The organism is Amycolatopsis nalaikhensis (genome assembly GCF_030264295.1).
In the GTDB taxonomy this organism is placed as follows: Bacteria; Actinomycetota; Actinomycetes; order Mycobacteriales; family Pseudonocardiaceae; genus Amycolatopsis; species Amycolatopsis nalaikhensis.
In genome coordinates this window covers 10018973-10032032 of record NZ_CP127173.1, presented here as the reverse complement: position 1 = coordinate 10032032, position 13060 = coordinate 10018973, and the positions used below count along the sequence as shown (strand labels likewise).

At 72.6% G+C, this 13060-nt stretch carries 18 protein-coding genes; 15 read left to right on the top strand and 3 right to left on the bottom strand.

Annotated elements, in window-relative coordinates; translation table 11 throughout:
* Nucleotides 1-170 precede the first annotated feature (170 nt).
* Together QP939_RS48725 and QP939_RS48720 are read left to right on the top strand one after the other, a co-directional pair.
* Nucleotides 171-410, top strand: coding sequence for a PTS sugar transporter subunit IIB (locus tag QP939_RS48725; RefSeq protein ID WP_072482356.1), 240 nt, complete (start codon nucleotides 171-173; stop codon nucleotides 408-410).
* Nucleotides 407-862, top strand: coding sequence for a PTS sugar transporter subunit IIA (locus tag QP939_RS48720; protein ID WP_285453768.1), 456 nt, complete (start codon nucleotides 407-409; stop codon nucleotides 860-862). The genes QP939_RS48725 and QP939_RS48720 overlap by 4 nt, the downstream gene beginning before the upstream one ends.
* Nucleotides 863-931: 69 nt before the next feature.
* Here the strand turns inward: QP939_RS48720 and QP939_RS48715 are convergent, their stop codons facing one another.
* Nucleotides 932-1366: a QcrA and Rieske domain-containing protein gene (locus QP939_RS48715; RefSeq protein WP_285453766.1), complete on the bottom strand. Its 435-nt coding sequence runs from the start codon at nucleotides 1364-1366 to the stop codon at nucleotides 932-934.
* Nucleotides 1367-1471: 105 nt separating this feature from the next.
* Here QP939_RS48715 and QP939_RS48710 point away from each other — a divergent pair, with 105 nt between their 5' ends.
* From QP939_RS48710 to QP939_RS48665, 10 genes are all read left to right on the top strand, one after another.
* Nucleotides 1472-1840 carry a hypothetical protein gene (locus QP939_RS48710; RefSeq protein WP_285453764.1) on the top strand — a complete coding sequence of 123 codons (369 nt, stop codon included), beginning with the start codon at nucleotides 1472-1474 and terminating at the stop codon, nucleotides 1838-1840.
* A gap of 10 nt (nucleotides 1841-1850) precedes the next feature.
* Nucleotides 1851-2363 (top strand): sigma-70 family RNA polymerase sigma factor, encoded by a 513-nt coding sequence (locus QP939_RS48705; RefSeq protein ID WP_285453763.1) that lies wholly within the window; start codon nucleotides 1851-1853, stop codon nucleotides 2361-2363.
* The gene (locus QP939_RS48700) at nucleotides 2360-3001 is read left to right on the top strand and encodes an anti-sigma factor family protein (protein WP_285453762.1); all 642 of its coding nucleotides are present in this window, start codon (nucleotides 2360-2362) and stop codon (nucleotides 2999-3001) included. Before QP939_RS48705 ends, QP939_RS48700 begins: the two co-directional genes overlap by 4 nt.
* Nucleotides 3002-3346: 345 nt before the next feature.
* Complete coding sequence (locus QP939_RS48695) at nucleotides 3347-3958, top strand: prepilin peptidase (RefSeq protein WP_285453761.1); 612 nt, start codon at nucleotides 3347-3349, stop codon at nucleotides 3956-3958.
* Between the two features lie 48 nt (nucleotides 3959-4006).
* On the top strand, nucleotides 4007-5194 hold the full coding sequence (gene aroC, locus QP939_RS48690) for a chorismate synthase (RefSeq protein ID WP_285453760.1): 1188 nt from the start codon (nucleotides 4007-4009) through the stop codon (nucleotides 5192-5194).
* A complete protein-coding gene (locus QP939_RS48685) occupies nucleotides 5191-5712 on the top strand; it encodes a shikimate kinase (RefSeq protein WP_285453759.1) in 522 nt (173 codons plus the stop codon). Before aroC ends, QP939_RS48685 begins: the two co-directional genes overlap by 4 nt.
* 8 nt (nucleotides 5713-5720) lie before the next feature.
* A complete protein-coding gene (aroB, locus tag QP939_RS48680; RefSeq protein WP_285453758.1) occupies nucleotides 5721-6830 on the top strand; it encodes a 3-dehydroquinate synthase in 1110 nt (369 codons plus the stop codon).
* Entirely contained in the window at nucleotides 6827-7258 is a 432-nt protein-coding gene (gene aroQ / locus QP939_RS48675; RefSeq protein ID WP_285453757.1) for a type II 3-dehydroquinate dehydratase, read from the top strand. The genes aroB and aroQ overlap by 4 nt, the downstream gene beginning before the upstream one ends.
* Nucleotides 7255-8187, top strand: coding sequence for a GNAT family N-acetyltransferase (locus QP939_RS48670; RefSeq protein WP_285453756.1), 933 nt, complete (start codon nucleotides 7255-7257; stop codon nucleotides 8185-8187). The genes aroQ and QP939_RS48670 overlap by 4 nt, the downstream gene beginning before the upstream one ends.
* A 231-nt stretch (nucleotides 8188-8418) precedes the next feature.
* Nucleotides 8419-9732 (top strand): glycoside hydrolase family protein, encoded by a 1314-nt coding sequence (locus QP939_RS48665; RefSeq protein WP_352249550.1) that lies wholly within the window; start codon nucleotides 8419-8421, stop codon nucleotides 9730-9732.
* 5 nt (nucleotides 9733-9737) lie between these two features.
* Here QP939_RS48665 and QP939_RS48660 read toward each other — a convergent pair whose 3' ends face one another.
* The gene (locus tag QP939_RS48660; RefSeq protein WP_285453755.1) at nucleotides 9738-10157 is read right to left on the bottom strand and encodes a B-4DMT family transporter; all 420 of its coding nucleotides are present in this window, start codon (nucleotides 10155-10157) and stop codon (nucleotides 9738-9740) included.
* Between the two features lie 63 nt (nucleotides 10158-10220).
* Here QP939_RS48660 and QP939_RS48655 point away from each other — a divergent pair, with 63 nt between their 5' ends.
* From QP939_RS48655 to nusB, 3 genes are read left to right on the top strand one after another with little or no spacing between them, the layout of a single operon-like run.
* Nucleotides 10221-11309 carry a M24 family metallopeptidase gene (locus tag QP939_RS48655; protein WP_285453754.1) on the top strand — a complete coding sequence of 363 codons (1089 nt, stop codon included), beginning with the start codon at nucleotides 10221-10223 and terminating at the stop codon, nucleotides 11307-11309.
* 43 nt (nucleotides 11310-11352) lie between these two features.
* On the top strand, nucleotides 11353-11916 hold the full coding sequence (gene efp, locus QP939_RS48650; protein ID WP_125315891.1) for an elongation factor P: 564 nt from the start codon (nucleotides 11353-11355) through the stop codon (nucleotides 11914-11916).
* The gene (nusB, locus tag QP939_RS48645) at nucleotides 11916-12371 is read left to right on the top strand and encodes a transcription antitermination factor NusB (RefSeq protein WP_285453753.1); all 456 of its coding nucleotides are present in this window, start codon (nucleotides 11916-11918) and stop codon (nucleotides 12369-12371) included. Before efp ends, nusB begins: the two co-directional genes overlap by 1 nt.
* An 87-nt stretch (nucleotides 12372-12458) precedes the next feature.
* Here the strand turns inward: nusB and bldD are convergent, their stop codons facing one another.
* Nucleotides 12459-12947: a transcriptional regulator BldD gene (bldD, locus tag QP939_RS48640; protein WP_003096372.1), complete on the bottom strand. Its 489-nt coding sequence runs from the start codon at nucleotides 12945-12947 to the stop codon at nucleotides 12459-12461.
* Nucleotides 12948-13060 lie beyond the last annotated feature (113 nt).

The following is a 13060-nucleotide window of genomic DNA, read 5'->3' as shown; positions in this document are numbered from 1 at the left end:
CGGTCTAGACCAATGATCTGATGGGGCAGGATGCTCCGCCGTGCGGACGGGTGTCAACCACCGTTATCCGTTCGTGGCCCGCGGCGGGGTGCATGCCGACGATCGGCGTAGTACAGGTGGACACGCGGTTCGCGTCAGGTTGGGAACAAACAGTGATCAAGGAGACCGCGATGGCGGATGACAGGCCCGAAAAGATCCTCGCGGCACTCGGCGGCGCGGACAATCTCACCGAGGTCGAGGGCTGCATCACGCGGCTGCGCTGCGAGGTCGAGGACATGAGCCTCGTCGACGAGGCGGCCCTGAAGAAGGCCGGCGCGATGGGCGTCGTGAAGATGGGGTCGACGGCGCTGCAGGTGATCGTCGGGCCGGAGGCGGACACCATCGCCAGCGACATCGAGGACCTCCTGTGAGCCTGGAGATCCTCAGCCCGGTCGCCGGGCGCGTGGTGCCGATCACCGAGGTCCCGGACCCGGTGTTCGCGCAGGCCATGGTGGGTCCGGGCATCGCGGTGCAGCCCTCGGGCGGGCGGTCGGACGCGGTCGCGCCGGTCGACGGCACGGTCGCGACGCTGCACCCGCACGCCTACGTCGTCGCGACCGAGGACGGCAAGGCCGTGCTGGTGCACCTGGGCATCGACACGGTCAAGGAGAAGGGCGAGGGCTTCACGCTGCACGTCGTCAAGGGCGAGCAGGTGCGCGCCGGCCAGCCGATCGTCAGCTGGGACCCGGAAGCGGTCACCGCGGCGGGCTACTCGGCGATCGTCCCGGTGGTCGCGCTGGACGCGTCGGCGGACGTTCTGTCCGGTTTGGACACCGAGCGCGACGTCGAGGCGGGCGCCCGGCTGTTCGGCTGGGACGCCTGAGGTCTTTCTGTCACACGAAGGGCCCTTGTGGACGGACGTCCGCAAGGGCCCTTCGCGCCGCCCGGCTCGTCAGCCGGCGACGACCTTCCCGTTCTCGACCTTGACCGGCACGCTCGGCAGCGGCTTGTTCGCCGGGCCCTGCTTGACCTCGCCGGTGAGCGCGTTGAACACCGAGCCGTGGCACGGGCAGACCAGGTCGGCGCCCTTCGGCGCGACCGTGCAGCCCTGGTGCGTGCAGATCGCGCTGAACGCGGCGCAGGCCGACTCGGACGTCCGGGCCACGATCACGTCGGAGCCGTCCGGCGCCTTGGCGGCCTTCGCCTGCCCGACCGGGACGTCGGCCAGCGCGACCAGCGGCGTCCCGGCGGCGATCGGCGCCTGCGCGGTGCCCGGCTTCCCGTCGTCGGACGAGCAGGCGGAGAGCGCGACGGCGCCGACGGCGGCACCGGCGACGGCGGCACCCGTGGTCAGGACGGTGCGGCGGGAGTGCAGTTCGGCAGTCATGCCCTACTGAACGAGATCGACACCGGTTCGGTTCAATCGCCGGTGAACCGGATCGGCCTCCGTTCCGTGTATAGACCCGAGTGGGTGTGGAGTGGAGGAACGATCATGGTGGGATGGGTTCTGCGCATCGTCGTGGCGGCCGCGCTGCTCGGCTCGGCGGGCGTGCACTACTTCCTGTGGACGGAGGACTACCCGGGCATCGTCGGCCCGCTGTTCCTCCTCGACGCGATCGGCGGGCTGGTCATCGCGATCGCGGTGCTGGCCTGGCGGCACTGGCTGCCGGCGCTGGGCGCGGTCGGGTTCGGGGTGCTGACGCTGGGCGCGTACGTACTGGCCGCGACGGTCGGGTTCGCCGGGAACCACGACCAGTTCAACAGCCAGCCGGAGTACTGGGGTGTGATCACCGAGTCGGTGTGCATCGTGGGCGGGCTGGCGCTGATGTTCGTGAAGGACCGGCGCCGCGCCGCGGTCTAGGTCCGCGCCGGTGAAGGAAGTCGCCGAAGACGCGCTGATGCGCGCGCTGCACGAGGAGCATTCGGCCGCGCTGTGGTCGTACGCGCTCCACCTGACCTCCGGCGACCGGATCCGCGCCGAGGACGTCGTCCAGGAGACGCTGCTGCGGGCCTGGCGGTCGACGGCGGTGCTGGACCAGTCGCAGGGCTCGGCGCGGGCGTGGCTGTTCACGGTCGCGCGCCGCATCGCGATCGACGGCTGGCGGTCGGCGTCGGCCCGCTCCGAGGTGGTGACGGACCGGCCCCCGGAACGCGCGGTCGCCGACGGCACGGACCGCGCGGTGCAGGGCTGGCTGGTGGCCGAGGCGCTCGCCGAGCTGTCCGAGCGCCACCGCGAAGTGCTGGTGCTGTGCTACTTCCAGGGCTATTCGGTCGCCGACGCGGCGCTGCGGCTGGGAGTGGCCGAGGGAACGGTGAAGTCGCGCACGCACTACGCGTTGCGCGCGTTGCGGCTGGTGCTGGAGGAGAGGGGGGTGACCCAGTGAGCGAAGACCCGTTCGCGACATTCGACGCGGCGTACGTGCTGGGAGCGCTGTCCCCCGAGGACCGCCAGCGGTTCGAAGCGCACTTGGCGACGTGCGACCGCTGCGCGGCTTCGGTCCGCGAGCTGGCGGGCCTGCCGGGGTTGCTGGCCAGGGTCGACGCGCCTTCGGTGGCGTTCGACGCGGGTCCGCCCCCGCCATCGCTGCTCCCGGCGATGCTTCGGCGAGTCCGCCGAGGACGTCGGATCCGGGTGGCGGTGACGTCGGCGTCGGCGGCACTGGCGGTGTCGGCGTGCGTGGCGCTGGGCGTGGTGGCGGCGTGGCCCGCGCCCCAGCCGCCGCCATCGGTGGCGATGACGGCGCTGGGCGAGTTCCCGGTCCGCGCGGACGCCCGCCTGGACACGTTCGCGTGGGGCACGCAGGTCGACATGTCGTGCAGCTACACGGGCGGCCGCAGTGGCGGGGAGTACGTGCTGGTGGCGATCTCGAGGTCGGGGGAGGAGACGCAGCTGGCGACGTGGAAGGCGGTCCCGGACAACACGGCCCGCATCGTGATCGGCACGGCGCTGCAGCGGTCGGACCTGGCGGCGCTGGAGGTGCGCGGGGGGAGCGGGCGCCCGTTGCTGCGGTTGACCTTGTGACCGGGGGTGGGTGGCTCGTCCGGGGCGCAGGGGGTCCCGGACGAGCCCGCCTGCTTCGGCACCCCGCCGAGGTGGGCTGAAGGGTCCTTTCCTCGCATCAGATGCGAGGAAAGGACCCTTCACCGCATCAGATGAGAGGAACGTCCCCTTCAGCTCGCCCGGGTACCCGGCCGCGCGAGCCGCCCCGCACGGCCGTTCGTCACCTGTCCGAGGCCGCGAACACCCGACCCAAACCCGCCCGAAATCGTCGCTCACAGGAGTGAAAACGGGCCGAAAACGTCGCGAACCTTCCGTTCGCGGCAACCGACATTTGCCCAGCTCAACCCCGCCCAGCACGCTGGGGACATGACCTCCCCGATCCTCCTCACCACGACCACGACGGCAGCCGCCGCACCCCTCACCACGACGCTCCTGAAACGCGCCGAGGCACCGATCCCCGCGATCCCGGCGGCGATCCTGACGGCCCTCGGCGTAACGACCGTCACCCTCCTCGGCCAAACCGGCGGCAGACCCACCTGGTGGCTGCCGATACCCGTCCTGCTCACCGTCCTGGCCGTCCCGCTCGCCCTCGCCGACCTGAGACACCTCCGGCTGCCGGATGTCCTCACCCTCTCCGCCTACCCTCTCCTCGGCGCCGCGATCGGCGCAGCCGCACTCGGCGGTGGCGGCCCAGCCCTGGCGATCCGCGCCACCGCCGGAGCCCTGCTCTTCGGCGGCGCCCACGCCCTGGTCCACCGGGCGAAACCGGGGAGCATCGGCGCCGGTGACGTCAAGCTGTCCGGCAGCCTCGGTGCCGTGCTGGGGGCGGTCGGCTGGCCCGCGCTCGCCGTCGCCGCGGTGCTGGCCGCCCTCCTCAGCCTCGCCACCGCGATCGCCACCGGAACCCACCGCGTGCCCCACGGACCCGCCCTGCTCACCGCCACCTGGCTGTGCGCCGTCTTCCCCGGTGCGCCGTGACCGGAGGCACGTCCCGCCCCGCACCGCGCCCGTGACAGGATTGACGCCATGTTGCGCTGGATCACCGCAGGTGAATCGCACGGACCCGCGCTGGCCGCCGTGCTCGAAGGCATGCCCGCCGGCGTCGGCGTCACCACCGCCGACGTCACCGAGCAGCTCGCCCGGCGCCGCCTCGGCTTCGGGCGCAGCCCGCGGATGGGCTTCGAGACCGACCACATCGAGTTCCTCGGCGGCGTCCGCCACGGCCTCACCCAGGGCGGCCCGGTCGCGATCCAGATCGAGAACGCCGAGTGGCCCAAGTGGGAGCAGGTCATGGCGGCCGACCCGGTCGACCCGCAGGTCCTCGAAGGCCTCGCGCGCAACGAGCCGCTCACCCGGCCCCGCCCGGGCCACGCGGACCTGCCCGGCATGCAGAAGTACGGCTTCGACGAGGCCCGCCCCGTCCTCGAGCGCGCCAGCGCCCGCGAGACGGCGTCGCGGACCGCGCTCGGCACCGTCGCGCGCAACTTCCTCAAGCAGCTGCTCGGCGTCGAGATCCTCAGCCACGTCGTCTCGATCGGCGGCGCGGACGCCCCTGAGGGTCCGCTGCCGAAGGCCGAGGACCTCGCGGCCATCGACGAGAGCCCGGTGCGCGCCTTCAGCCAGGAGGGCACCGACGCGATGGTCGCCGAGGTCGACGCCGTGCGGAAGGCGGGCGACACCGTCGGCGGCGTCATCGAGGTGCTCGCCTACGGCCTCCCGCCGGGCCTCGGCTCCCACGTCCACTGGGACCGGCGGCTCGACGCGCGGCTGGCCGGCGCGCTGATGGGCGTCCAGGCGATGAAGGGCGTCGAGGTCGGTGACGGCTTCACCACCGCCCGTCGCTGGGGCAGCCAGGCGCACGACGAGATCGACCGCGGCACCGGCCCGGTCGGCGTCACCCGCCGGTCCAACCGCGCGGGCGGCCTCGAAGGCGGCATCACCAACGGCGAGCCGCTGCGGGTGCGCGTCGCGATGAAGCCGATCTCGACCGTCCCCAAAGCACTGTCCACTGTGGACGTCAAGACGGGCGAGCCCGCCGTCGCCATCCATCAGCGGTCGGACGTCTGCGCGGTGCCGCGCGCCGGGGTCGTGCTGGAGTCGGTGGTGGCGCTCGTCCTCGCCGACGCCGCGCTGGAGAAGTTCGGCGGCGACTCGCTCGCCGAGAGCAAGCGCAACGCCGAGGCGTACCTCAAGGCCCTCGAGGAGCGGTGGTGAGCCCTCGCGCGGTGGTCGTCGGGCCGCCCGGCTCGGGCAAGAGCACCGTCGGCCCGCTGCTCGCCAAGGCGCTCGGCGTCGCGTTCCGCGACAGTGACGACGACATCGTCGCGCGCGCCGGGCGCAGCATCTCCGACATCTTCGCGGAAGACGGCGAACCCGCTTTCCGCGCCCTGGAAGAAGAAGCGGTCGCGACGGCGCTGGCGGAGCACGACGGCGTGCTCTCCCTCGGCGGCGGCGCGCCGCTCACCCCGGGCACCCGCGCGCGGCTGGCCGAGCACACCGTCGTGTTCCTCAACGTCGGCCTCGCCGCCGGCGTGCAGCGCACCGGTCTGTCGAGTGCGCGACCGCTGCTGGCCGGGGTGAACCCCCGCGCCACGTTCAAGAAACTGCTCGACGAGCGGGTGCCCGTCTACCGCGAGGTCGCCACCGTCGAGGTCGTCACCGACGACCGCACCCCGGCCGAGATCGTCGCGGACCTCGCCGCGCGGCTCGCCCCCGCCGAAGCCAAGGAGTGATCCCCCCGATGTCCGACCCGGTGCGCATCCCGGTCGCCACCGCCCACCCCTACGACGTCGTGGTCGGGCGCGGCCTGCTCGGCGACCTCACCGAGCACCTGGCCGACGCCTCGAAGATCGCGCTGATCCACCCGCCGACGCTCACCACCACCGCCGAGGCCATCCGCGACGAGCTGAACGCGGCGGGCCTCGACGCGCACCGCGTCGAAATCCCCGACGCCGAAGACGGCAAGGCACTCACCGTCGCGAGCTTCTGCTGGGAGGTGCTCGGCCGGATCGGGCTGGACCGGCGCGGCGTCGTCGTCGGGCTCGGCGGCGGCGCCGTCACCGACCTCGCCGGGTTCGTCGCGGGCACCTGGATGCGCGGGGTCCGGCTGGCCAACGTGCCGACCACGCTGCTCGGCATGGTCGACGCCGCGGTCGGCGGCAAGACCGGCATCAACACCGAGGCGGGCAAAAACCTCGTCGGCGTTTTCCACGAGCCGAGCGCGGTCTTCGTCGACCTCGCGACGCTGGAAACCCTGCCGCCCAACGAACTCGTCGCCGGGATGGCCGAAGTCGTGAAGACCGGCTTCATCGCCGACCCGCGCATCCTCGAGCTGATCGAGGCCGACCCGGCCGCGGCGCTCGACGCGACCGGCGAGGTGCTGGGCGAGCTGGTCCGGCGGTCGATCCAGGTCAAGGCCGACGTCGTCGCCGCGGACCTGCGCGAGTCCGACCTGCGGGAGATCCTCAACTACGGCCACACGCTCGGGCACGCCATCGAGCGGCGCGAGCGGTACCGGTGGCGCCACGGCGCCGCGGTGAGCGTCGGACTCGTGTTCGCGGCCGAGCTGGCGCGGCTGGCCGGTCGGCTCGACGACGCCACCGCCGAACGGCACGCCGCCGTGCTGAAGCTGCTCGGCCTGCCGACGACGTACGACGCCGACGCGTTGCCGCAGCTGCTCGAAACCATGAAGGGCGACAAGAAAACCCGCTCGGGCGTGCTGCGGTTCGTCGTCCTCGACGGGCTCGCGAAGCCGGGGCGGCTCGAGGGCCCGGACCCGTCGTTGCTCGCCGCCGCGTACTCGGCGATCGCGGCCGAGGACACCAAGAGCGGCGGGAGCGTGCTGCTGTGAAGGCGTTCGTGTTCAACGGCCCCAACCTCGGGCGCCTGGGCAAGCGCGAGCCGTCGGTCTACGGCTCGACCACCCACGACGACCTCGCCGCGCTGTGCGTGAAGACCGGCGAAGAGCTCGGGATCGAGGTCGAGGTCCGGCAAACCGACCACGAAGGTGAGCTGGTCGGCTGGCTGCACGAAGCCGCCGACGGCGGCAACCCGGTGGTGCTCAACGCCGGTGCGTGGACGCACTACTCGATCGCGGTGCGCGACGCCGCGGCGCAGCTGCCCGCGCCGCTGATCGAGCTGCACATCTCGAACGTGCACAAGCGGGAAGCGTTCCGGCACCACAGCGTGCTCTCGGACATCGCGACCGCGGTGATCGCGGGCCTCGGCGTCGACGGCTACCCCCTGGCACTGCGCTGGCTCGCCGCCCACCCGGGATGAGCCTGCCGCAGCTCACCACCCCGCGGCTGCGGCTGCGGCAGCTCGTCGAGGCCGACCGCGACGCCGTCGTGAAGGTCTTCTCCGATCCGGAGATGAGCCGGTTCTTCGCGGCCGACTTCTCGGACCCGGCCGCGGCGAATGCGATGGTGGACCGGCGGCTGGCCTACCGCGGGCCGGCCGGGCAGGGGCACTGGGTGATCGAGCGCGACGGCGAGGTGATCGGCGTCGCGCACCTGCGGCCGTCGTCGGAGCTGCCGGGCGGGGTGGCCGAGCTGGGCTACTACGTCGCGAGCGCGCACGCCGGGCAGGGCCTCGCGTCCGAGGCCGCCCGCGCCGTGCTGGACCACGGGCTCGACGCGCTCGGGCTCCCGGCGGTCTGGGCGCTGGTGCACGAAAACAACGCCGCGAGCCGGAAAGTGGCCGGGCGGCTGGGTTTCCTCGACGTCGGCGGCGGCGTGCACTACGGCGACCTGCACCGCGTGCTCGTCGCGCTGCCCGCCGTCCACGGGCGGGCGCACCACATCGAGCTGTGGGTGCCGGACCTCGCCGCGGCCGAACGCAGCTGGGGCTGGCTGCTCGGCGAGCTCGGCTGGCGGGCGTTCCAGCGGTGGCCCGCCGGAGTCAGCTGGCGGCTCGGCGGGACGTACCTCGTGGTCGAGGCTTCCCCCGCGCTGAGCGCGGCGGAGCACGAGCGCACCCGGCCGGGGCTGAACCACCTGGCTCTGCACGTGGACACCCGCGCCCGCGTCGACGAGCTGGCGACGCGCGCGACCGAGCACGGCTGGCGGCCGATGTTCGCCGACCGGTACCCGTATGCGGGCGGAGACGCCCACTACGCGGCTTACCTGGAGAACGACGCGGGGTTCGAGGTCGAGCTGGTCGCGATCGAGGGACCGCCGACCGGGAGCGTCATCACCCGGACAGGTTAGGTCTCGCTACACTTCGATGCCGTGCACCCTGTTCGTCGTGGGGGTCGGCGACCCGCTCGTGCCTTCCTCGTCAGTGTCCTGGCGGCCGTACTGCTCGCGGGGTGCACCGAGGGTTACGCCCAGCCGCAAGCGGCGGGGGAGCAGCCCGCCATCGCGGGCGGGAAGACTGCCGCGCCGCCGCGTCCGGTCGACGTCAAACTCCCTTCGGGTGACCCCCGCCAGAGTGGTGGCGTGATCGCCGCCGGTGGGGCGGACGCCGTCTACAACTACGGGCCGTCCGTGATGCTCGACCGGGGGCAGACGCGGATGTGGTGGTGCAGCCAGTACGGCGGCGCCGGCCCGGCGGGCGACGACATCCTGTACGCCCAGGCGCAGTCGATCGACGGGCCGTTCACCGCGCCGGGCGGCGGCATCCCGGCGGCCGTGTTCTCCGGCGCGCCCGGCAACTTCGACGGCATGCACACGTGCGACCCGTCGGTGCTGCGGGTCGGCTCGACGTACTACCTGTACTACACCGGCGCGGCCGGCGACCACGCGCTCGGCAACGCCATCGGGCTCGCGACCAGCACGGACGGCGTCCACTGGACGCGCGCGGCCGGTGGGCGCCCGATCCTCGGCCCGTCGCACGACGTGCACCGCGACAACGTCTACGGCGCGGGCCAGCCGTCGGCGGTGTACCTCGACGGCTGGTTCTACCTGATGTTCACCGACACGACCGGCCGCGCCGCGGAGTGGAACGGCGCGGGGCAGTTCGTGCTGCGGTCCCCGGACCCGGCGTTCGGCTCCGGGGTGCAGGCGCTCGACGTCGGCGGGTTCGTGCCGGTGGCGTCGACCGCGACGGCGCGGACGCGCTCGGTGGTGGAGGGGTTCAGCGCGGACCTGATGTGGGTGGGCGCGCTGGACGCGTTCGTCATCGCGCACGAGACCGACGCCGGGACGACGCTGACGTTCTGGACGGCGGACTTCGCGGAGCACCCGTACCAGCCGGTGGTGATCGCCGGGCCGTGGAAGGAGGGGCCGGGGCTGGTGCGCCGCCCGGACGGGCACGCGCCGCTGTCGTCGGCGGACCCGTGCGACCGGGTGCCGTTCGACGTGGTCCGCGCGACGGCGATCGGCGGCGCGGCGGCCCCGACCGCGCTGCGGCACTTCGGGCTGGACCTGCTGGGCAGCCAGGCGTGCGCGACGCCGTCCCGGGTGGCGAAGGCGTTCGACGGGGTCACGATGCCCTCGCCGGAGCGCACGATGGACCTGGTCCGCGAGGGCAAGCAGGTCCGGGTCGACCGCCGCGCGGTGGCGGTGGCCCTGGCGGGGGAGCTGCTGGAGAAGGCCCCGTCGGCGGTGGCGGCGTTGCCGGTGGCGGCGAGGTTGCGGTCATCGGCGGAGGCGCTGGCGGCCCCGGGCCGGGGGTACGCGCTGGTGCTCGACGACCACCGCCTGTGGCGCGTCCCGGACGCGGGGGTGCTGACGCTGAACGGGTCGGCGAGCCGCCCGGTGACCGACGCCCAGTGGGACGCGGCCCCGAAGGGCCCCGCGCTCAGCGGCTGAGACCGCTACCCGCGCGGTTCCTCACCCGGCGGCTGAGACCGCCCGATCCGCCCGCCGACGAACAACCCCAGCCCGGCCGGGATCAACACCAGCAGCGCGGAAAACGCCGCCCCACCGGTGAGGGCCCCGCCCAGCTCGGACACCCCGGTCTGGTCCACGAACACGGCCCGGCCGATCACGTACAGGATCCCCGCCACCGGCCCGGCGACGATCGCCGAGATGAACCACACCCGGCCGCGGTCGGCCAGTCCGCGCCACGCGTCCAGCGCGCTCCACAGTGCCGCCGCGCCGACCAGGACCGCCAGGGCCAGCGACACCACCAGGGTCTGGTCCGTCGGGTGGTAGACCGCGTATTTGGCGAGCAACGTCAGCGCCACGCCGTGCAGCACCGCCATCCCGAGTCCGCGGATCACCCAAGCGCTCATCCTGCGGAGTGTAGGCCAGGTTACCGACGAGTTGCCCTTGCCGGCGCGCACTAGGGTGAAGACGTGCCTGAAACCCATGGACGACGTCGTGCGGCGCTGCGCCGGCTCCTGACCGAAGCCGGTGTCGACGCGCTGCTGGTCACCGATCTGCTGAACATCCGCTACCTCACCGGGTTCACCGGCTCGAACGCCGCCGTGCTGCTGCACGCCGACGGGGACGGCAAGACCCTCTTCTGCACCGACGGCCGCTACACCACCCAGTCGGCCGCCGAGGTGCCCGATCTCGACAAGGTCGTCGACCGGGCCAGCGCCGCCGCCCTCGTCGCCAAGGCCGCGAAGGACCCCAAGACCTACGGGCGCGTCGGCTTCGAGAGCCAGCACGTCAGCGTCGAGGACTACGAGGCCCTCAAGCAGGACGTCGACCTGACCCGGACCCCCGGGCTCGTCGAGCAGTTGCGGCTGGTCAAGGACGAGGCGGAGATCGACGCGCTGCGCCAGGCGTGCGCGGCCGCGGACCGGGCGCTGGACGACCTCGTCGCCGCCGGGGGGCTGCGGCCCGGGCGGACCGAGCTGGAAGTGGCCCGTGACCTGGAGAACCGGATGCTGGAGCACGGCTCGAGCGAGCCCAGCTTCGCCTCCATCGTCGCCGCCGGCGCGCACTCGGCCATCCCGCACCACCGGCCCACCCACGCCGAGCTCAAGCGCGGCGACTTCGTCAAGATGGACTTCGGCGCGACCGTCGACGGGTACCACTCCGACATGACCCGCACCTTCGTCCTCGGCGAGCCCGCCGACTGGCAGCGGGAGGTCTACGACCTCGTGCACGCCGCGCAGGCCGCGGGCGTCGACGCCGTCGTCCCCGGCGCCGAAGTGTCCGAAGTGGACGCCACGGCGCGGAAGGTGATCGCCGACGCCGGGCACGGCGAGCACTTCGCGCACGGCCTCGGCCACGGCGTCGGCCTGCAGATTCACGAGGCGCCCAGCTTCGCCGCGACGGGCGTCGGTACACTGTCCGCCGGTATGGCGGTCACCGTCGAGCCCGGCGTGTACCTCGCGGGGCGCGGTGGCGTGCGCATCGAGGACACGCTCGTCGTGCGGGCTGGGGAGCCCGAACTCCTCACCCTGAGCACCAAGAACCTCGTGGTCGTCTGACGGCGGCCCCGAACCGTAGATCGACACAGGAGACTGCAAGCTCGTGGCCACGACCAACGACCTGAAGAACGGGCTCGTCCTCAACCTCGAGGGCCAGCTGTGGACCGTCACCGCGTTCCAGCACGTCAAGCCGGGCAAGGGCGGCGCGTTCGTGCGCACCACCCTCAAGCACGTGCTCACCGGCAAGGTGGTCGACAAGACGTTCAACGCGGGCACGAAGGTCGACACGGCCACGGTGGACCGCCGCAACATGACGTACCTGTACAAGGACGGCGCCGACTTCGTGTTCATGGACGGCGACACCTACGACCAGATCACGGTCCCGGCCGAGGTCGTCGGCGACAACGCCAACTACATGCTCGAGAACACCGAGGTCCAGGTCGCGGTGCACGAGAACGAGCCGCTGTACGTCGAGCTGCCGACGTCGGTCGAGATCGTCATCCAGCACACCGACCCGGGCCTGCAGGGCGACCGCTCGACCGGTGGCACCAAGCCGGCGACGCTGGAGACGGGCGCGGAGATCCAGGTCCCGCTGTTCCTGTCCACCGGCGAGAAGATCAAGGTCGACACGCGCGACGGCCGTTACCTGGGCCGCGTCTCCAGCTGATGCCGACGTCGAAACCCCACCCGAACCGCGGCGGCGCGATCAGCCGCAGGCAGGCGCGCCGCCGTGCGGTGGAAATGCTGTACGAGGCCGCGCAGCGCGACACCGACGCGGTGACGCTGCTGGCCGACCGGGTCGGCGCGACGGACGTCGACCCGATCGCGGACTACACGATCAGCCTGGTCGAGGGCGTCACCGGGCGGAAGCCCCAGATCGACGAGCTGCTGGCGGAGCACGCGCAGGGCTGGACTCTGGAGCGGATGCCGAAGGTCGACCTCGCGGTGCTGCGGGTCGGGGTCTACGAGCTGCTCTGGGCCGAGGACGTGCCGGACCCGGTCGCGATCGACGAGGCCGTGGGCCTCGCGAAGGAACTGTCCACGGACGACTCGCCGCGGTTCGTCAACGGCGTCCTGGGCCGGATCGGCACGATCGCCGACCGCCTCCGCGCCGTGCTCTGAGTGCCGGGAGCCCCCCGACGAAGTCAGTGAGCGTCTCCGGTGCCCCACCGGGAACGCTCACTGCGTCGGCCACAGCACATCGAGCGATCAGTCCTCCTTGGAAGGACGAGCCTCCGGCGGGAGCACACCCCAGTCGATGAGCTGCTCGGTCAGCTCGCCGGGGGTCATGTCGTAGATGATCGCCAGGGACCGCAGGTCTTCGGTCCGGATCGAGAGCACCTTGCCGTTGTAGTCGCCGCGCTGGCTCTGGATCGTCGCGGCGTAGCGGGCCAGCGGGCCCACCTTCTCGGCCGGCAGCTGCTGCAGGCGCTCGAGGTTGATCACGATCTTGGTGGCGGGCTCGGCGCCGGAGGGGACCCGGCCCTCGGGCAGCAGCTCGACCACCGGCACACCGTAGAAGTCGGCCAGCTCGGCCAGCTTCTGGACGGTGACGGCACGGTCGCCACGCTCGTACGAGCCGACGACGACGGCCTTCCAGCGCCCACCGGACTTCTGCTCGACCCCGTGCAGGGACAGGCCCTGCTGCTGGCGGATCCCGCGGAGCTTGGCCCCGAGCGCCTTGGCGTAATCGCCCATCTGGTCGTTCTCCGTTCTCCACCCCCTTCCCGGTCGGGGTGACCGGTCCAGGGGACTCTTCGAGTCGAATACTCAGAGTAATGGTTACGCATTGTTGTCACCAGGTCAAGCGC